Origin of the sequence: Stenotrophomonas bentonitica, assembly GCF_013185915.1 — a bacterium.
In the GTDB taxonomy this organism is placed as follows: domain Bacteria; phylum Pseudomonadota; class Gammaproteobacteria; order Xanthomonadales; family Xanthomonadaceae; genus Stenotrophomonas; species Stenotrophomonas bentonitica.
Window position 1 is genome coordinate 195099 of the sequence record NZ_JAAZUH010000001.1, and the last position, 18118, is coordinate 213216.

At 67.0% G+C, this 18118-nt stretch carries 17 protein-coding genes; 6 read left to right on the plus strand and 11 right to left on the minus strand.

All coding sequences use genetic code 11. The features are described from left to right. Positions 1-98: 98 nt before the first annotated feature. Positions 99-2573 carry a putative bifunctional diguanylate cyclase/phosphodiesterase gene (locus HGB51_RS00850; RefSeq protein ID WP_070208107.1) on the plus strand — a complete coding sequence of 825 codons (2475 nt, stop codon included), beginning with the start codon at positions 99-101 and terminating at the stop codon, positions 2571-2573. An 85-nt stretch (positions 2574-2658) separates the two neighbouring features. Here the strand turns inward: HGB51_RS00850 and HGB51_RS00855 are convergent, their stop codons facing one another. From HGB51_RS00855 to HGB51_RS00880, 6 genes are all read right to left on the minus strand, one after another. Further along, entirely contained in the window at positions 2659-2931 is a 273-nt protein-coding gene (locus tag HGB51_RS00855) for a hypothetical protein (protein WP_070208108.1), read from the minus strand. 97 nt (positions 2932-3028) lie between these two features. Then, the gene (locus HGB51_RS00860) at positions 3029-4219 is read right to left on the minus strand and encodes a methyl-accepting chemotaxis protein (protein WP_070208109.1); all 1191 of its coding nucleotides are present in this window, start codon (positions 4217-4219) and stop codon (positions 3029-3031) included. Positions 4220-4292: 73 nt separating this feature from the next. Next, entirely contained in the window at positions 4293-4907 is a 615-nt protein-coding gene (gene hflD / locus HGB51_RS00865) for a high frequency lysogenization protein HflD (protein ID WP_070208110.1), read from the minus strand. Continuing rightward, on the minus strand, positions 4904-6043 hold the full coding sequence (mnmA, locus tag HGB51_RS00870) for a tRNA 2-thiouridine(34) synthase MnmA (protein ID WP_070208111.1): 1140 nt from the start codon (positions 6041-6043) through the stop codon (positions 4904-4906). The genes hflD and mnmA overlap by 4 nt, the downstream gene beginning before the upstream one ends. Further along, positions 6040-6501, minus strand: a complete 462-nt coding sequence (locus HGB51_RS00875) for an NUDIX hydrolase (RefSeq protein WP_070208112.1) — start codon at positions 6499-6501, stop codon at positions 6040-6042. Before HGB51_RS00875 ends, mnmA begins: the two co-directional genes overlap by 4 nt. Position 6502: 1 nt before the next feature. Then, positions 6503-6967: a hypothetical protein gene (locus HGB51_RS00880; protein WP_171966700.1), complete on the minus strand. Its 465-nt coding sequence runs from the start codon at positions 6965-6967 to the stop codon at positions 6503-6505. Between the two features lie 94 nt (positions 6968-7061). Between HGB51_RS00880 and clpS the strand changes: the two genes are divergently transcribed. Next, a complete protein-coding gene (gene clpS, locus HGB51_RS00885; RefSeq protein WP_070208114.1) occupies positions 7062-7391 on the plus strand; it encodes an ATP-dependent Clp protease adapter ClpS in 330 nt (109 codons plus the stop codon). Between the two features lie 178 nt (positions 7392-7569). Next, the gene (gene clpA, locus HGB51_RS00890) at positions 7570-9852 is read left to right on the plus strand and encodes an ATP-dependent Clp protease ATP-binding subunit ClpA (RefSeq protein WP_070208115.1); all 2283 of its coding nucleotides are present in this window, start codon (positions 7570-7572) and stop codon (positions 9850-9852) included. A 42-nt stretch (positions 9853-9894) separates the two neighbouring features. Here the strand turns inward: clpA and HGB51_RS00895 are convergent, their stop codons facing one another. From HGB51_RS00895 to HGB51_RS00910, 4 genes are all read right to left on the minus strand, one after another. After that, positions 9895-10260 carry a hypothetical protein gene (locus HGB51_RS00895; protein ID WP_070208116.1) on the minus strand — a complete coding sequence of 122 codons (366 nt, stop codon included), beginning with the start codon at positions 10258-10260 and terminating at the stop codon, positions 9895-9897. Between the two features lie 218 nt (positions 10261-10478). Continuing rightward, positions 10479-10697, minus strand: coding sequence for a translation initiation factor IF-1 (gene infA, locus HGB51_RS00900; protein ID WP_005409596.1), 219 nt, complete (start codon positions 10695-10697; stop codon positions 10479-10481). Between the two features lie 194 nt (positions 10698-10891). Beyond that, positions 10892-11626 carry a leucyl/phenylalanyl-tRNA--protein transferase gene (gene aat, locus HGB51_RS00905; protein WP_070208117.1) on the minus strand — a complete coding sequence of 245 codons (735 nt, stop codon included), beginning with the start codon at positions 11624-11626 and terminating at the stop codon, positions 10892-10894. Next, complete coding sequence (locus HGB51_RS00910; RefSeq protein ID WP_070208118.1) at positions 11623-12753, minus strand: GNAT family N-acetyltransferase; 1131 nt, start codon at positions 12751-12753, stop codon at positions 11623-11625. Before HGB51_RS00910 ends, aat begins: the two co-directional genes overlap by 4 nt. Before the next feature lie 193 nt (positions 12754-12946). Between HGB51_RS00910 and HGB51_RS00915 the strand changes: the two genes are divergently transcribed. Then, entirely contained in the window at positions 12947-13840 is an 894-nt protein-coding gene (locus tag HGB51_RS00915; RefSeq protein ID WP_171966701.1) for a hypothetical protein, read from the plus strand. Beyond that, positions 13815-14474 (plus strand): N-acetylmuramoyl-L-alanine amidase, encoded by a 660-nt coding sequence (locus HGB51_RS00920; protein WP_171966702.1) that lies wholly within the window; start codon positions 13815-13817, stop codon positions 14472-14474. The genes HGB51_RS00915 and HGB51_RS00920 overlap by 26 nt, the downstream gene beginning before the upstream one ends. A 61-nt stretch (positions 14475-14535) precedes the next feature. Here HGB51_RS00920 and trxB read toward each other — a convergent pair whose 3' ends face one another. Beyond that, positions 14536-15507, minus strand: coding sequence for a thioredoxin-disulfide reductase (gene trxB, locus HGB51_RS00925; protein WP_070207995.1), 972 nt, complete (start codon positions 15505-15507; stop codon positions 14536-14538). Between the two features lie 234 nt (positions 15508-15741). On the opposite strand from trxB, the gene HGB51_RS00930 reads away from it, so the two are divergent. After that, entirely contained in the window at positions 15742-18108 is a 2367-nt protein-coding gene (locus HGB51_RS00930) for a DNA translocase FtsK (RefSeq protein ID WP_070207994.1), read from the plus strand. Positions 18109-18118 lie beyond the last annotated feature (10 nt).

Here is an 18118-nt window from a genome sequence, read left to right on the forward strand (position 1 = left end):
TGCGGCCCCTCCGGCGCACGCGGCACTCAACTATCGGCGGCATCCGCCGCTAACGACTACGTTCCCGGCTGTCGGGTGCGTTATCGGAGTCATACCGCGTGGACCAAGGCATCATCGCGAGTCTGCTGCAGCACCCCCTGGCGTCGGCCCTGGTGATCCTGGACCGCAACGGGCGCCCGCTGGCCGCCAACCCGGCCGCGCGCGAGCACGGGCTGCCGGCCACGGTGGCGGCGTATGGCGAGCTGCTGGAGGACCTGCGCCTGCTGGCCGCTGATGGCGGCTTGGTGCCCTGCCAGCTGCCGGGCGGCCCGCACGGCAGCTTCGACGGCTGGATGCGTGCGGTGCACGACCCCGACGGCAACCTGCTGGCCTTCACCCTGAGCGTGCCCGAGCCGGTGGTGGCTGAGACCCGCGCCGCGCCGGCCGACCTGCAGGCGCAGGCGCAGATGGAAGCCCTGCTGCGCGAGCAGCAGGTGCACCTGCGCGAAGCCCAGCGCATCGCCAGCATGGGCAGCTGGGCGTGGGACCCGGACAGCCGCCAGTTCTGGTGGTCGCCGGAGTTCCGGGCCCTGCTGGGCGCGGGCGACGCGCCGCTGGGTGGCCGCCGGCATTGGCTGCGGCAGCTCGAAACGCGTTCGCGCGGCCTGCTGCGGCAGGCCTGGCGGCGCATGCTGCGCGATGGCAAGCCGAGCACGCTGGCGCTGGAGCTGCCCCGCGGTGCGGAAGGCACGCTGCACCTGCGGCTGTGGCTGCAGCCGCTGCTGGGCCCGGACGGGCATATCCAGCGCGTGCTGGGCCAGGTCCAGGACATCACCGAACAGCACCAGACCGACGCGCTGATCCGCTGGCGCACCGAACTGCTCAACCGCGTCTCGGCCCTCGGCCGGATCGGCGGTTGCGAAATCGACGTGCTCACCCGGCACACGCAGTGGACCGAGGAGTGCTACCGCATCCACGGCCTGCGCAAGGAACCCATCACCCTCGACCAGGCCCTGGCGCTGTACACCCAGGACTCGCGCGAGGCGTTCGAGGCGGCACTGGCGCGGATCGCGGCCGGTGGCCTGCCCGAACAGCTGGATCTGTGCTTCTACCGCCAGTCCGGCCTGCGCGTCTGGGTGCAGGTGCTGATTGAGCTGGACCATCGCGACGGCCTGCCGACGCGCTACGTGGTGCTGTTCCGTGACATCACCCGCGAGCGCGAAGCCAGCGAACGGATCGAGCTGCTGGCCCACTACGACCTGCTCACCGGCCTGCCCAACCGCATGCTGCTGCGCGAGCAGACCGCCGACGCCATCGAGGAAGCACGCGACCGCGGCGCGGCCCTGGCGATGCTGTTCATCGACCTGGACGGCTTCAAGACCATCAACGACACCTTCGGCCACGCCACCGGCGATGCGCTGCTCAAGGCCGCTGCGGCGCGCCTGCACCAGGCGCTGCGCAATGTCGACCTGTTCGGTCGGTTCAACGGCGACGAGTTCATCGTGGTGCTGCGCGACCTGGCCGACCCGGAAGACGCCGGCCATGTGGCGCGCAAGCTGATCGCTTCGCTGGCCGAACCGCTGCAACGCGGCGACACCACCTTGAAGGTCGGCGCCAGCGTGGGCATTGCCATGCTGGACGACGAGCACGGCGATTTCGACACGCTGCTGCGTGCGGCCGATGCCGCGATGTACGCCGCCAAGGAAGCCGGGCGCAATACCTATCAGTACTACAGCCAGGACGCCCTGCTGCGGATCCAGCGCAGGCTGGAGATCGAGCATGCGTTGCTGGGGGCAATCGAGCGCGAGGAGTTCAGCCTGGCTTATCAGCCGCTGCTGCACGCCGCGCACGACCAGCCGCCGGCGATTGAAGCGCTGCTGCGCTGGCATCGTCCGGGCATCGGCTATTGCAGCCCGGCCGAATTCATTCCGATTGCCGAGAAGTGCGGTGAAATCGTGCGCATCGGCGACTGGGTGCTGGCCGAGGCGTGCCGCCAGGCGGCGGCATGGGACCGTGCCGGCCTGCAGTTCGACCGCATCGCGGTGAACGTCTCGGCCGTGCAGCTGCGCGACCGGGGCTTTGCCGAACGGGTGATCGACACCTGCCATGCGCACGGCTGGCCGCCGCAGCGGCTGGAGCTGGAATTGACCGAATCGGCGTTGATCCGCGACACCGACGTGCTGCGGCATTGTTTCGACGTGCTGGAACGGCACGGCGTGCCGCTGGCGGTGGACGATTTTGGTACCGGGTTCTCCAACCTGCATTACCTCAACCGCTTCCCGGTTGGCCGCCTGAAGATCGACCGCAGCTTCGTGCAGGGCATGCTGCACGACACCGGCACCGCCGAGGTCACCCAGGCGATCGTGCATCTGGGGCATGCCCTGGGCATGAAGGTGGTGGCTGAAGGCGTGGAAACCGAGCAGGAAGAGGCGATGCTGCGCCGGCAGGGCTGCGATGAAATCCAGGGCTACCTGTATTCGCGGCCGTTGACCCCGCGAGACCTGGCGCACTGGTTGCGGCAGGGTGGGGCGCAGGGGCAATTGTCGCTGGCTGGGGCCGCGATGGAATCCACGCGGATTCCGGTTTCTCCGTAAACCGCCGGTGCATTTTCACCGGCTTGGAATCGTTCCGGGCACGTAACCTATCCGTGGGACACGCATGGCGTGTCTCTACGCGGTGTCAGGTTGCTTCGTTAATTTCAGGGGCCGTAATCTCGGCTCCCGACAGGCCCATATCCCATCCCAGCCACGCCAACGTCGGATCCAGGCGTGGTTCGTCTTTTGCGTTCCCCGCCATCGCTGCCAGTTCCGCCTGCGCCATCTGTTCCAGGGCCGCCAGCAATGCGCGCCCGATAAGCGGCGCGACCGGCGCCGGGGCAGGGTGGGGCACGTCGGCAGGCGCGTCGCTCGTGGCGCCTGGCATTGCGTGATGGGGGGCGGTATTCAACAGCATCGGTCGGTCATCTACGCGAAGGTGGAAAGGTCACACACACGAAAGCCCCGGCAGTGCCGGGGCTTCGCGTTTTGCCGTTGCCGGCAACCATCATCGATCAGAACAGCTCCACCGCGCCTGCGGCCATGCTCTGCTGGCTCACCGGCTTGTGCGGCGGGCGCTCCCACTCGCTGCGCATGTCGCGCAGGCGGTTGCCGGTGCGCTGCAGGGCGGTGGCCACTTCGGCGTCGAACACGCCGCCGTTCTTGTGCAGGAGCTCCTGCAGGCCCACCGCTTCGCGGTTGATCGAGGTCAGGCGGTCCAGGTGGGTGTGTACGCCGCCCAGGGCCTGGGTGGCGATGTCCTCGAACTGCAGGGCGCGCACCGCTTCAGCCACGCTGCTGTCGATGGCACGGCCGCATTCGGAGATCTCGCGCATGCCGTCGCCCAGCGAAGCGTTGATCTGGGCCACGTTGTCCAGCATCGCCGCCGCTTCGTGGCGGGCTTCGCGGGAGCGGTCCATGTCGCGCGAGGCCATGTTGGAGACCGTCTCGCGGACCTTGGCGATGGCGTCCTTGGAGCTGTGCGCCAGCTTGCGGATCTGCTCGTTGAAGGTGGTGGAGCGCTCGGACAGGTTGCGCACTTCGTCGGCCACCACCGCGAAGCCACGACCGGCTTCACCGGCCCGGGCCGCTTCGATGGCCGCGTTCAGGGCGAGCAGGTTGGTCTGGTCGGCGATCGACTTGACGTCTTCCAGCAACGAGAAGATACCGTCCAGGTGCTGCGCCATCTGATCGATGTGCTGCACGGTGGTGCTGCTCTGGCCGCTCACCTGTTCCAGCGCTTCCACCAGCTGCTCCATGCGCTGGCTGGCGTGCTGGGCAAAGCGGGCCACGTCGACACCGGCGCCGCCGTCTTCACCGGCGCGGTCGACGATGCGGGCCAGCGCCTGGCTCTGCTGGCGCGACTTGCGGTTCATCGCGTCGAAGCTGCCGCCCAGGCCACCCACCGCTTGGCGGATAAGGTCACGGGCGCGTTCGATCTCGGCGCGCGAGCCGTCGATCTCGTTGCCGACGAAGGTGCGCAGCTCGGTGAGCAGCTGGTCCTGCTCGCGCATCAGGCGGGCATGTTCGGGCGAACGCTGGGTCTGGGCGCGGATGGTCCACCAGGCAAAGCCCAGCCAGCTGAGCGTCATCGTGGTCAGGATCGCCCAGGTCAGGGCGGCCGGCCAGGCGAAGCCGATGGCGAAGGGAAGCAGCAGGGTCAGGACCAGGGGAGCGGCCAGACTAGTGAAAAGGCGTGAGTACATAAACGTTCTCGGGGAGGTGCACGGAGAATGTATCGGCCGTGCCCCCCTGAGCTTTAGGCATCGCGCGGCTTTTTTACCGCAATTGGCGATCCACCGCTTCGATCATCGCCTTGCGCGAGATCAGGAAATCCCAGTACTGGCCGCCGGTCTGGCGCCACAGCACGGCCGAACGCACCGCCGCCAGCAGCAGCGCGCGGATCTCGGCGACTACCCCGGCCTGGCCCAGGTAGTGCGGGTTGCCCTGCACCATCACGCGCGGCTTGAGGTGACTGATGGTGTCGGCATACAGGCCGCCCAGGCTGCCCAGCACGTCCGGGTGGGCGCTGTCGTTCAGCTCCAGCGCCTGGCGGCGGGCCTTGGCGATGCCCTCGCTGACCTGCTCGACCACCGCGTGCTCACGCACGAAGCGGCGCTCCAGCTGCAGCACCGCCAGCGCCAGCCGCGGCAGGATCTCGTCCTGGCCCTGGCTGCGGAAATAGTTGTGCAGCAGGCGCAGGCCCGGGGCCACGTTGGCCGCGCTGCCGTACACGGCCTGCGGGCTGTCGGCGTCGATCCGGAACACGCTGTCGATCGCGGTGCGGACCACGCTGGCCTCGGAATGGCCGGTTTCGGCGATGCGGCGCACCTGCTGCAGCGCCTGGGCGATGCCAGCCAGGGCAAGGACGCGGTCGTCGATCGAAAAACTCATGCAGCAGATACCTCGAAGGGGGAAGGGGCGGTGCGCAGGCGCTGTTCCAGTGGCGCGTCGGTGGCGGCGATCACCGCGCCACCCAGGCAGACCTCGTCGTCATACAGCACCAGGGATTGGCCCGGGGTGACGGCGCGCTGCGGCCGGGCGAAACGCACGTCCACGCTGCCATCGTCGCGCACCCGCACGGTGCAGGGTTCGTCCGGCTGGCGGTAACGGGTCTGCGCGGTGCAGGTGAATTCCCGCGCGGGCGGGGCGCCGGCGATCCAGTGCGCGGTTTCCGAGTGCAGCCGGGTCGACTGCAGCCACGGGCTCTCGCGGTCCTGGTCGACGTACAGCACGTTGCTGGCGACGTCCTTGCCGACCACGTACCACGGCGCCGCGGGACGGCCGCGCACGCCGCCGATGTTCAGGCCCTCGCGCTGGCCCAGTGTGAAATAGAACACGCCGGGGTGCTCGGCGATGACGGTGCCGTCCGGGTCCTGGATCTGCCCGCTGCGCGCCGGCAGGTAGCGGCCCAGGAACTCGCGGAAGTCGCGCTCGCCGATGAAGCAGATGCCGGTGGAGTCCTTCTTGGCATGCGTGGGCAGGCGCGCGTCGCGGGCGATCCGGCGCAGGTCGTTCTTCTGCAGGTCGCCGATCGGGAACAGGGTGGCCGCCAGCTGGGCCTGGCCCAGCTGGTGCAGGAAATAGCTCTGGTCCTTGCTGCGGTCGGCGCCGCGCAGCAGCGCCCAGTGCCCGCCGACCTTGGCCACGCGGGCGTAGTGGCCGGTGGCGATGCGTTCGGCACCCAGTTCGCGGGCCGCGTCCAAAAAGTGCTTGAACTTCACTTCGCGGTTGCACAGCACGTCCGGGTTCGGGGTGCGCCCGGCGGCGTACTCGGCCAGGAAGTGCTCGAACACGCCCTGCCAGTACTCGCTGGAGAAGTCGCGGAAATGGAACGGAATGTCGAGCAGGCCGCACACCGCGACCGCGTCGCGGCGGTCGTCTTCAGCGCGGCAGTCGCCGCTGCCGTCATCGGCCCAGTTCTGCATGAACAGTCCGGCCACCGGCTCGCCCTGCTGCACCAGGCGCCAGGCCGCGACCGAGGAGTCCACGCCACCGGAGACGCCGACCATGATGCGTGGGGTGCTCATGCGATCTCCTTGACGATGGAAAGGGGGTGGCGCTGGCCGGCCAGGAAGTCGGCAATGACCTCCCAGACCAGCGGACTGCGCAGCCGCGCCGGGTCGGCCCGGAGCTGGGCCGGGTCCAGCCACAGCGCGCGCAGGATGCCGGTGTCCAGCGGCAGCGTCGGGTCATGCGCGACCGGTTCGGCCGCGTAGGCAGAGCGCAGGAACGGGGTGCCGTCCGGTGCGGTCCACTGGTAGGTGCCGATGAAGGCGGTCAGGCGCACCGTCCAGCCGGTTTCCTCCAGTGTTTCGCGCAGCGCGGCTTCGGCCAGGCTTTCGCCCGGTTCCAGGTGGCCGGCCGGCTGGTTGAGCACGGCGCGGCCGTCGATGGCTTCTTCCACCAGCAACAGCTGCCCGTCGCGTACCACCACGGTGGCCACGGTCACATGCGGCGTCCAGCGGGTGTCCTGCGCTGCGTTCACGTCAGTACTCGTCCGTTCCGGTCAGTTCGGCTTCCATCGCATCGGCGGTGTGGGTGGCCGCCTCGATGGCGTCGCCCAGTGCCGGCGCACCGGCGTTGGCGTCCACCTTCACCACGAACATCGCCAGCGTGTCCTGTTTCACCCAGCCGCCCAGCTTGGCGTCCTGCGAGTCTTCCAGCAGGCGGTTGGCGACGTCGGCGGGGAACGCGCCGGAGGCGGCCTTGTAACCCGGCGACCAGACCTCGCGGATCCGGTGCGCGCCGTAGGTTTCCACTGCCGAGCGCACGAACACCAGCTGGGTGCGGCCGCCTTCCACGTCGAACACCAGCTTGTAATCGCCGTCTTCGTCGATCTCGTAGGGGTATTTGAGCGTATCCAGCACCTTGCCGATGGACGGATCCGGCGACGCCGCATGGGCCCCGGACACGGCGGTGGCCAGCAGCAGCGCGGCGACGGTCGATCTCATGAAAACCTTGTGAATGTCTCGTTGCATGCGGGGATTGTGACGGGGGCAGGGGGCCAACGTCCAATCCGGCGGGTCCGGCGGCTATAATGTCTGGATGCCTCGCGAGCCCTCCCAAGACCCCCATCACGACCACGGCGTAGCGCTGGAACCGGCCCGGCCGGAGGTCGCGCCGCCGCCGTTCTACCAGGTGATGCTGTTGAACGACGACTACACCCCGATGGATTTCGTGGTGACCGTGCTGCAGCACTTCTTCTCCATGGACCTTGAAAAGGCCACCCAGGTGATGCTCAACGTGCACACCCGCGGCCGTGGGGTATGCGGGGTATTCACCCGCGAGGTCGCCGAATCGAAGGTGGCCCAGGTCAACGAGTTCTCGCGCATGAACCAGCACCCGTTGCTGTGCACGATGGAAAAGGCCGGGTAACCCGGTTCCAGCCATGGCCGGTTCCATCCCCGGCGACCGTCAATTGGGATAACGGCACCGGGGGCTCTGGGGAGCGTCCGCGTGAGTACTAACGCCGTCTGAACGCACTGATCCGCTAGGGTGATGGAAATTGAGCACGTAGGCCGCATATTGTTCACAACTGCCGCCGGAGTAGAACATGTTCAGTAAAGACCTCGAACACACCATCGGTCAGTGCTACAAGCGCGCCCGTGAGGCCCGCCATGAGTTCATGACGGTGGAACACCTGCTGCTGGCACTGCTCGACAACCCGTCCGCCCAGGCCGTACTCAAGGCCTGCGGTGCCGACGCTGAGCGCCTGCGCCAGGAGCTGGAGCAGGCCATCGAGGCCTCCGTCTCCCGCCTGGCCGAAGATGACGGCCGCGACACCCAGCCGACCCTGGGCTTCCAGCGCGTGCTGCAGCGGGCGGTCTACCACGTGCAGTCCTCGGGCAAGAAGGAGGTCACCGGCGCCAACGTGCTGGTGGCGATCTTCGGCGAGAAGGACTCGCACGCGGTCTATTACCTCAACCAGCAGGACGTGACCCGGCTGGATATCGTCAACTACCTCTCCCATGGCATCGCCAAGCTGGGCGAGGAGGGCGAAGTGCCGCCGTCGTCCGACGCCGAAGGGCGTGCCGAAGGCGGTGACGGCGAAGGCAAGGGCGACGCCCTGGCCGAGTTCGCCAGCAACCTCAACGACGCCGCGCGCGCCGGCAGGATCGACCCGCTGGTCGGTCGCCGCGACGAGATCGAGCGCACCATCCAGGTCCTGTGCCGCCGCCGCAAGAACAACCCGCTGTACGTGGGCGAGGCCGGCGTGGGCAAGACCGCCATCGCCGAAGGCCTGGCCAAGCGGATCGTGGAAGGCTCGGTGCCCGACGTGCTGGCCGACGCGGTGATCTACTCGCTCGACCTGGGCGCGCTGGTGGCCGGCACCAAGTACCGCGGCGACTTCGAAAAGCGCCTCAAGGGCGTGCTCACCGCGCTGAAGAAGATGCCCAACGCGGTGCTGTTCATCGACGAAATCCACACCATCATCGGTGCCGGGTCGGCCTCGGGCGGCACCATGGATGCCTCCAACCTGATCAAACCGGCGCTGGCGTCGGGCGAACTGCGCTGCATCGGCTCGACCACGTTCCAGGAGTACCGCGGCATCTTCGAGAAGGATCGTGCGCTGGCCCGCCGCTTCCAGAAGATCGACATCGTCGAGCCGACCGTGGGCGAAACCTACGAGATCCTGCAGGGGCTCAAGCCCAAGTACGAAGCGCACCACGGCGTGACCTACGCCGATGACGCGCTGCAGGCCGCAGTGGACCTGTCGGTCAAGCACATTGGCGACCGCCTGCTGCCGGACAAGGCCATCGACGTGATCGACGAAGCCGGTGCCCGCCAGCGGCTGCTGCCGGAAGGCGAGCGCAAGGAGCTGATCGACATCGAGGAGATCGAGACCATCGTGGCCAAGATGGCGCGGATTCCGGCCAAGCAGGTCAGCGCCACCGACAAGGACGTGCTGCAGCACCTGGAGCGCAACCTGAAGATGGTGATCTTCGGCCAGGACCCGGCCATCGAAACGCTGTCCTCGGCGATCAAGCTGGCCCGCTCGGGCCTGGCCAACCCGGAAAAGCCGATCGGCAACTTCCTGTTCGCCGGCCCCACCGGCGTGGGCAAGACCGAGGTGACCAAGCAGCTCGCGCTGCAGCTGGGCATCGAACTGGTCCGCTTCGACATGAGCGAGTACATGGAGCCGCATTCGATCAGCCGCCTGATCGGTGCGCCCCCGGGCTATGTCGGCTTCGACCAGGGTGGCCTGCTCACCGAAAAGATCGTCAAGACCCCGCACTGCGTGCTGCTGCTGGACGAGGTGGAAAAGGCCCACCCGGACATCTTCAACATCCTGCTGCAGGTCATGGACCGTGGCGTGCTGACCGACACCAACGGGCGCGAGGCGAACTTCAAGAACGTGGTGCTGGTGATGACCACCAATGCCGGTGCGGCGCAGGCCTCGCGGCGGTCGATCGGCTTCACCCGCCAGGACCACGCCACCGACGCGATGGAGATCATCCGCAAGAGCTTCACGCCGGAGTTCCGCAACCGCCTCGACGCGGTGGTGCAGTTCCAGCCGCTGGGCTTCGAGCACATCCTGCGCGTGGTGGACAAGTTCCTGATCGAGCTGGAAATGCTGCTGCAGGAAAAGCACGTCAGCCTGTCGGCCACCCCGACCGCGCGAGACTGGCTGGCCCGCCACGGCTTCGACCCGCTGATGGGCGCCCGCCCGATGGCCCGCGTGATCCAGGACAAGATCAAGCGTCCGCTGGCCGACGAGCTGCTGTTCGGCAAGCTGGTCAATGGGGGCCGGGTCAGCATCGACGTCCGCGACGACGAGCTGTTCGTGGAAACCCAGGCCGAGCCGGAGCGGTTGCTGCCGGCAACGGTGGAGTGACCCGAACGCCCCGCTCGCGCGGGGCGTTCTTCGTTTGCGGCCTCAGCGCCTTGCGCGGCTGGCGAACGACTCGGCGCTGATCGGTTCGAGGCTGGCCACGTCGCAGCTGCCGGAATCGGTCCTGAGCTTGCTGGCGCGGGCGCCGCACAGCTGGCCTTCGTTGTTCGGGGTTTCAAATGCCAGCTTCTTCGAGAAGGCGGCCTGGCTGCAGGAGCCCTGGAAATGCACGATGTAGTGGTCGGTGCCGCTGCGCAGCAGCATGCTGCGGTCAACGCCCTTGCGGATCAGTTGCTGGTCGGTGGACAGTGCAACGCAGTCCGACCCTGCCGGGGCGGGCGCGGTCTGGGCGGTCGCCGTGCCGACAACGCTGGACACCATCAACAGGCAAAGCGGAATCAGGATCTTCATGGCGGGGGCCAAGGTGGTTGCGGTCCGGAGTGGACCGGGAGCCACTGTGCGCGCCGGCGGCCTGCCGCGAATCTGCATCAAGGCAGGCTGACTGATGTCAGGGTGAAGGCGGTCAGGGTGACTGCTGGCCTACCCAGTCAGGCTGAATGGCGCCCACGCAAAAAGGCCAGCACAGGGCCGGCCTTCGAACGCGTCTTCCGCAGAAGCCGCCTTACCGCTTACTTCATGCGGTAGGTGATGCGACCCTTGGTCAGGTCGTACGGCGTCATTTCAACCTTGACGCGGTCGCCGGTCAGGATGCGGATGTAGTTCTTGCGCATGCGGCCGGAGATGTGGGCGATGATTTCATGCCCGTTTTCCAGTCGAACGCGGAAAGTGGTGTTCGGCAGCGTCTCGCTGACGGTGCCTTCGAACTCGATGGAGTCGTCTTTCGACATGTAGTCCTGTGCAGGTCTATAAACGGCCGAGCTGGCCTTAAGAGCGGGCATTTTACGCAGGTTGGCCCCGGGATGCAAAGTTTGCGTTAACCGGGGGGACAACCGTGGCCCGATCAACCACCGTGGCCCGATCAACCGTAGTGCCGGCCGCTGGCCGGCTCCAGGCGATATCGGGAGCCGGCCGGCGGCCGGCACTATGCCAGGGTTGCCGCCGCCTGTGTTCCGAACCGGCCGCTCCAACTTTCCGGCGCTTCCGGCATCTGCACCTGCTCCCGCACCACTCCTAGAAATCGCTCCCGGGGCCAATGCTCAGCTCCCATGCTCAGCAGATGGTCGTTCTCAACCTGTGCATCGATCAACGGCCAACCCTGCGAGCCCAGGTAATGCGCCAGCCCTGCCAAGGCGACCTTCGAGCCGCCGCTCTCCGCGCTGAACATGCTCTCACCGAAGAACATCCGCCCGATCGCCACCCCGTAGATGCCGCCGACCAGCCGGTCGCCGTCCAGCACCTCGATGGAGTGGGCGTATCCGAGCTCATGCAGGGCCACGTAGGCCTCCACCATCTCCCCCGTGATCCAGGTGCCATCCTGTCCCGGCCTGGGGCTGGCCGCGCAGGCCTGGATGACCTCGCGGAACCGCGTGTCCGCGCGCAGGGTCCAGCCGCTGCCACGCAGGCTGCGCCGGAACCGTGACGACAGGCGCACGCCGTCGGTGCGGAACACCATGCGCGGGTCCGGCGACCACCACAGCAGCGGCTGGCCCTCGGAGAACCACGGGAAGATCCCGCCCGCGTAGGCGTTCAGCAGCCGCACCGGCGCCAGGTCGCCGCCCAGCGCCAGCAGTCCGTCCGGCTCGCGCAGGGCGGTTTCAGCTGGCGGGAATGGCGCGTCGGAGCGGTCTTCCAGCCTCCACGGCAGGTGTCGGGTCATGTCGGTTCGCCGTCCTTGAACGGGCTGTGCCCGGCCAGCACCTGCGCATAGCGGCGCACGTCGGCGCGCTCCTGTTCGCACCAGCCGGCCAGGGCCTCGGCGAACGCCGGTTCGGCGATCCAGTGGCGGCTGCGCACCGTCGTCGGCAGGAAGCCGCGGGCCAGCTTGTGCTCGCCCTGGGCGCCAGGCTCGAACCGCGCCAGGCCTTCGCGGAGGCAGTACTCGATGCCCTGGTAGTAGCAGGTTTCAAAGTGCAGGCCGGGCAGGGTGGCTCCGCCCCAGTAGCGCCCGTACAGGGTGTCGGCACCGCGCAGGCACAGCGCGCCGGCCACTGGTTGTCCGTCGAGCAGTGCCAGGAAGATCACCAGCCGGCGCGGCATCGTCGCCGCCAGGTGCTGCAGGAACGGCAGGGTCAGCGCGGGCGCATTGCCATAATCGCTGAAGGTCTGCAGGTAGAACTGGTGCATGGCTAGCAGGTCGGTGGCGCTGGCTTCGTCGCCATGGACGATGCGGTAGGTGACGCCGGTGCGGGCCAGCTTGGCGCGTTCCTGGCGGATGTTCTTGCGGTGCTTGTGGTCCATCGCGGCGAGGAAGCCGCTGAAGTCGGTCCAGCTGCCCGGGTTGTGCCACTGGAACTGGATGTCCTCGCGCAGCAGCCACTCCGGTCCGAAGGCGGCGTCGTCATCGACCCGATGGAAGTTCACGTGCGCGGACGACCAGCCCATGCGTCCGACCTCGCTGCGCAGGGCGTCGACCAGTGCCTTGGCGGTCCGGGCATCCCGGGCCAGCAGGCGCGGTCCGGTCACTGGCGAATACGGCACCGCACCCAGCCACTTCGGGAAGTAATCCAGCCCGTGCCGCGCATAGGCGTTGGCCCAGGCGTGGTCGAACACGAACTCGCCATGCGAGTTGTCCTTCAGGTACCCCGGCACGGCGCCGACCAGCTGACCGTCTTCCCACAAGGTGAAGTGGCGCGGTCGCCAGCCCCATTCCGGCCGCAGGCAGCCATGCTTTTCCAGCCCCGCCAGGAAGGCATGGCTGACAAACGGGTTGCACCCGTCATGCAGGGCATCCCAATCGGCAGCGGGAAGGTCGGCGAGGCGATGAAGAAAGCGTGTATCGGGCATGCCCAAAGGATAGGCCAGGGCGATGGGAAAGGGGTGGTTTTAGGCGCTGTCGATGGAGTCGCTCGTTTCGATAGAAAAGTCATTTGGGGCGTATCTGGAAGCGTGAAGTAGCGCGCGCCTGATTCCTTGCAGGCGGCGCAAATTTGCCAGGCGCTTCCAATGAGGTGCAACTCGTTATCAAGGAGACAAACGAATGATCAGGAAACAGCTGTACTCAGCCGCAACGACCTGCGGGGCTCTGTTCGTCGCGGCTGCTCTAGCCGCTATTCCCGTGGAGCACGCGTCCGGGCAGGAGGCGGGGTCTGCAGTCGCGGCGAAGTACGTCGATCCGGAGCTCATTGCAGTGTTGGAGCAGGAGGCCGGAAGGAAGGTGTCTGACTACCTGCAGTCACGTGGCCGTCTTGCTGCCGTCCGCGTCACAGTGACCATCAACACGACCACTTCGCGGCTGACCGCCGACTTCGGACCCGGATTCCGACCTGGAATCGAGCAGGAGTACGCAGAGACCTTCCTTCATTCACTGGCAACGACCTTGCGGTACTACGCGGAAGCTGTCGGCGTAAAGGTCCATGACGTGGATTTTCTCTTCGAGGGAAAGCCGTTGAAGTACTACTTCCCCGGCGACCTTGCGGTTCCGGCTCGAGCGAGGGTCGATCCCGGCAACGCCACGGTGCTGGTGTCATCCAGCCACGGTCTGGTTCGCGTGTTCCCCTCGCAGGACTGGGACTTTCAGCGTCCTGTTGCGTTCGGCTTTCGGGAGGACACCATCACCCCCGCCTACGGCGATGAGCTGCAGGCGCTGCTGGAGCAGAGGAGTGGATTGGTGGTTTCGCGGGCGCGGACCCGGTCGCTGGACCTCCACCCCGAATCGAGTCGTCCCTGGGAGCAGATGTCGGCGAGATACCACCTGAAGGAAGTCCTGCCAGAACGTGCCGACATATGGAACTCACTGCCGACAGACACCGCACGCGATCGCGAAGTGCGGGAAGACATACGCGCAAGGCCTCTGTACGCGAATGATCTTGCCGTGGGTGGCATGATCAGTCTGCATACGAATGGGAATGAAATTGCCTACGAATGGGAATGAAATTGCCACGGTGCGCGGGCTCGAGGTTTTCTACCACGGCGACAAGCCCGCAGACAGGCCGTTGGCCGAGAGTGTGTTGTGCGGGATGCGCGAGGTGATTCGAGCGCAGCCCGGCTACGAAACCTTCCCTGTCCGTGACGCTGCAAATGAAGGTCGGCATGGTGAGAATCGAATCGGCACCATGCCGTCGGTGTTGGTGGAGATCGCCTATCACTCCAATGCCGACGACTCTGCGGCGCTGCAGGACCCGGTGTTCCGGTCTGCATCGATGAAGGGAGTGGAAAAGGGGTATCGGTTGTTCCGGGAAGGCAAGACCTGCGCGCCTTTGGCGCTCACGAAGATCAACCGCGTCACCGTGCCCTCAAACGGCAGCGCGGAGACGAGCGTGCACTTCAATGGCAGCCCGCAGTTTCCGGTGACGTTGAGCTTTACGCCCGCGTTCTGCTCCCAGCCTTGGGCATGCCAGGCTGGAGAGCAGACGATCAGCGAGGCGTCGGAGTCGCCGATCCAGCTGCGCCTCAGTTGCCAGGGGACGGGCTACGGCATGGTCAACTGGAGCACGGTGATGCGCGACGCCGATGGGGTGACGTCGGCGCCCATCGAGCACTGGCAGACCTGCAGCAACGATGGTTGAGGGGGGACAAAAAAGGCCGGCGCTGGGCGCCGGCCTTTTCGTTGACCCGGGTGGCCTGGGCTCAGCCCAGCTCGCCCTTCGCGTCCAGGTAGCGCTCGGCGTCCAGGGCGGCCATGCAGCCGAAGCCGGCCGAGGTGATCGCCTGGCGGTAGTGCTGGTCGGCGACGTCGCCGGCGGCGAAGACGCCTTCCACCGAGGTCTGGGTGGCGTTGCCGCCAAGGCCCGAGCGGATGTCCAGGTAGCCGTTGTTCATGGTCAGCTGGCCGTCGAACAGGCTGGTGTTGGGGTGGTGGCCGATGGCGACGAAGAAGCCGTGGGCGTCGATGTCGCGGGTGCTGCCGTCCAGGGTGGACTTCACGCGCACGCCGGTGACGCCGGCTTCGTTGCCCAGCACTTCTTCCACCTGGTGATGCCACACGGTTTCGATCTTGCCGTGGGCGACCTTGGCGAACAGCTTGTCCTGCATGATCTTTTCCGCCTTCAGGGTGTCGCGGCGGTGGACCAGGTAGACCTTGCGGGCGATGTTGGACAGGTACAGGGCCTCTTCCACGGCGGTGTTGCCGCCGCCGACCACGACCACGTCCTGGTCACGGTAGAAGAAACCGTCGCAGGTGGCGCAGGCCGACACGCCGCGGCCCTTGAAGGCCTCTTCGCTCGGAATGCCCAGGTACTTGGCAGTGGCGCCGGTGGCGATGATCAGCGCGTCGCAGGTGTACTCGGCGCTGTCGCCGATCAGCTTGAACGGGCGCTGCTGCAGGTCGGCGGTGTGGATGTGGTCGAAGATCACTTCGGTTTCGAAGCGCTCGGCGTGGGCCTGCATGCGCGCCATCAGGTCCGGACCCATCAGGCCGTGGGCGTCGCCCGGCCAGTTGTCCACCTCGGTGGTGGTCATCAGCTGGCCGCCCTGCTGCAGGCCGGTGATCACCACCGGCTTCAGGTTGGCGCGCGCGGCGTAGACGGCGGCGGTCCAGCCGGCCGGGCCGGAACCGAGGATGACCAGCTTCTGGTGGCGGGAAGGCTTGGAATTGCTCATGTAGACTCGCAAAGAGATGATGGGGCGGGGCGCTGGCGGTGCATTGCCCGGCGTCCAAGACAGGTCATAGAGTGGCGGCTGGGGGCGGCTGATTCAAGGCGAGCAGCGGAACGCGGTGAGCCAGCAGGGCATTCGCGACCGTTGCGCCAGGGAATTGGCGCCCAACCCTACCGGCGTTGGCATCAGTCGTTTATTATCAAGGACTAACAGTGCATTCCCAAGGTCTGGTCTAAGGTGGCGAAGCAGGTCCCGGAACGATCCAAGTCTGCCGACGGCAAAGCGGCGTCGCGCCGTGCCGCGGCTGCGGCGCCGGTCGACAACCCGCGCAAACAGCGTCTGTGGCGCGACCTCGGCCTGATCGCGATCGCGCCGGCGCTGCTGTATCTGATCGCCAGTCTGTTCACTTACTCCGCGTCCGACCCGGGCTGGTCGCACACCGGCAGCGTGGTCGCACCGATCCAGAACATGGGCGGCCGGGTAGGCGCCTGGGTGGCCGACGTGCTGCTGCAGCTGTTCGGCTACATGGCCTTCCTGCTGCCGATCGTGCTCGGCGCGCTGGCCTGGTTTGCGATGTTCGGCCTCAAGCGCGAAAGCAAGGGCGAGCATGACCTGGACCCGGCGCTGCGCCTGGTCGGGCTGGTCGGCTTCCTGATCGCCGGTACCGGCTTCCTGCACCTGCGCCTGTTCAGTGGCGATGTCGGCCATGCCGGCGGCATCCTCGGCCGCCTGGTCGGTAATTCGCTCAGTGCCGGTTTCGGCGCGCTGGGCGCGAACATGTTCGTGCTGGTGCTGCTGCTGGCTTCGATCACGCTGGCCACGGGTATTTCGTGGTTCGTGGTGATGGAGAAGATCGGCCGCGCCGTGCTGGCCCTGCCGCCGCTGCTCAGCAAGAAGAAAGAGCAGGCCAACGAATGGCAGCAGACCCGCGCCATGCGCGAGGAGCGCCAGGAAGTGCGCAAGGTCGACGCGGAAGTGCGGGCCAAGCGCGAGCCGGTCAAGATCGAGCCGCGCCCGGAGCCGGTGCTGGAAAAGAGCGACCGCGCCAAGCGCGAGACCCAGATTCCGATGTTCCGTGGCGTCAATGGCGACGGTTCGGACCTGCCGCCGCTGGCGCTGCTGGACGACCCCAAGCCGCAGCCCAAGGGCTACGACGAGACCACGCTGGAAACGCTGTCGCGCCAGATCGAGTTCAAGCTCAAGGACTTCCGCATCGACGCGCAGGTGGTCGGCGCCTATCCGGGCCCGGTGATCACCCGCTTCGAGATCGAGCCGGCGCCGGGCATCAAGGTCAGCCAGATCAGCTCGCTGGACAAGGACATCGCACGCGGCCTGTCGGTGAAGTCGGTGCGCGTGGTCGACGTGATTCCGGGCAAGTCGGTGGTGGGCCTGGAGATCCCCAACGTCACCCGCGAAATGATCTACCTGTCCGAACTGCTGCGCTCCAAGGAGTACGACAAGTCGGCCAGTCCGCTGACCCTGGCGCTGGGCAAGGACATCGCCGGGCGCCCGACCGTGGCCGACCTGGCGCGCATGCCGCACCTGCTGGTGGCCGGTACCACCGGCTCGGGCAAGTCGGTGGCGGTCAACGCGATGGTGCTGAGCCTGCTGTACAAGGCTTCGCCGAAAGACCTGCGGATGCTGATGATCGACCCGAAGATGCTCGAACTGAGCGTCTACCAGGGCATTCCGCACCTGCTGGCGCCGGTGGTCACCGACATGAAGGAGGCCGCCAACGGCCTGCGCTGGTGCGTGGCCGAAATGGAACGCCGCTACAAGCTGATGAGCGCGGTGGGCGTGCGCAACCTGGCCGGGTTCAACAAGAAGGTCAAGGACGCCGAAGACGCTGGCCAGCCGCTGATGGACCCGCTGTTCAAGCCGAACCCGGAACTGGGCGAAGCACCGCGTCCGCTGGAAACGCTGCCCTTCATCGTGATCTTCATCGACGAATTCGCCGACATGATGATGATCGTCGGCAAGAAGGTCGAAGAGCTGATCGCGCGCCTGGCGCAGAAGGCACGTGCGGCCGGCATCCACCTGATCCTGGCCACCCAGCGGCCGTCGGTGGACGTGATCACCGGCCTGATCAAGGCCAACATCCCGACCCGCATCGGCTTCCAGGTGAGCTCCAAGATCGACTCGCGCACCATCCTGGACCAGTCCGGCGCGGAAACGCTGCTCGGCCACGGCGACATGCTCTACCTGCCGCCGGGCACCGCGCTGCCGGACCGTGTTCATGGCGCGTTCGTGTCGGACGAGGAAGTGCACCGCGTGGTCGAACACCTCAAGGCCAGCGGCCCGGCCGACTACATCAGCGGCGTGCTGGACGAAGTGCAGATGATGGGCGATGGCGTGGTGGTGGGGGCGGGCGGTTTGCCCGAGACCAGTGCCGCGGCCGGCGACGAGTCCGACCCGCTGTACGACGAAGCGGTGCGGATCGTGACCGAAACCCGCCGCGCCTCGATCTCCGGCGTGCAGCGCCGGCTCAAGATCGGCTACAACCGCGCCGCGCGCCTGATCGAAGCGATGGAAAACGCCGGCGTGGTCAGCCCACCCGAACACAACGGCGACCGCAGCGTACTGGCCCCACCGCCGCCTAAATAACGCCGCTTGG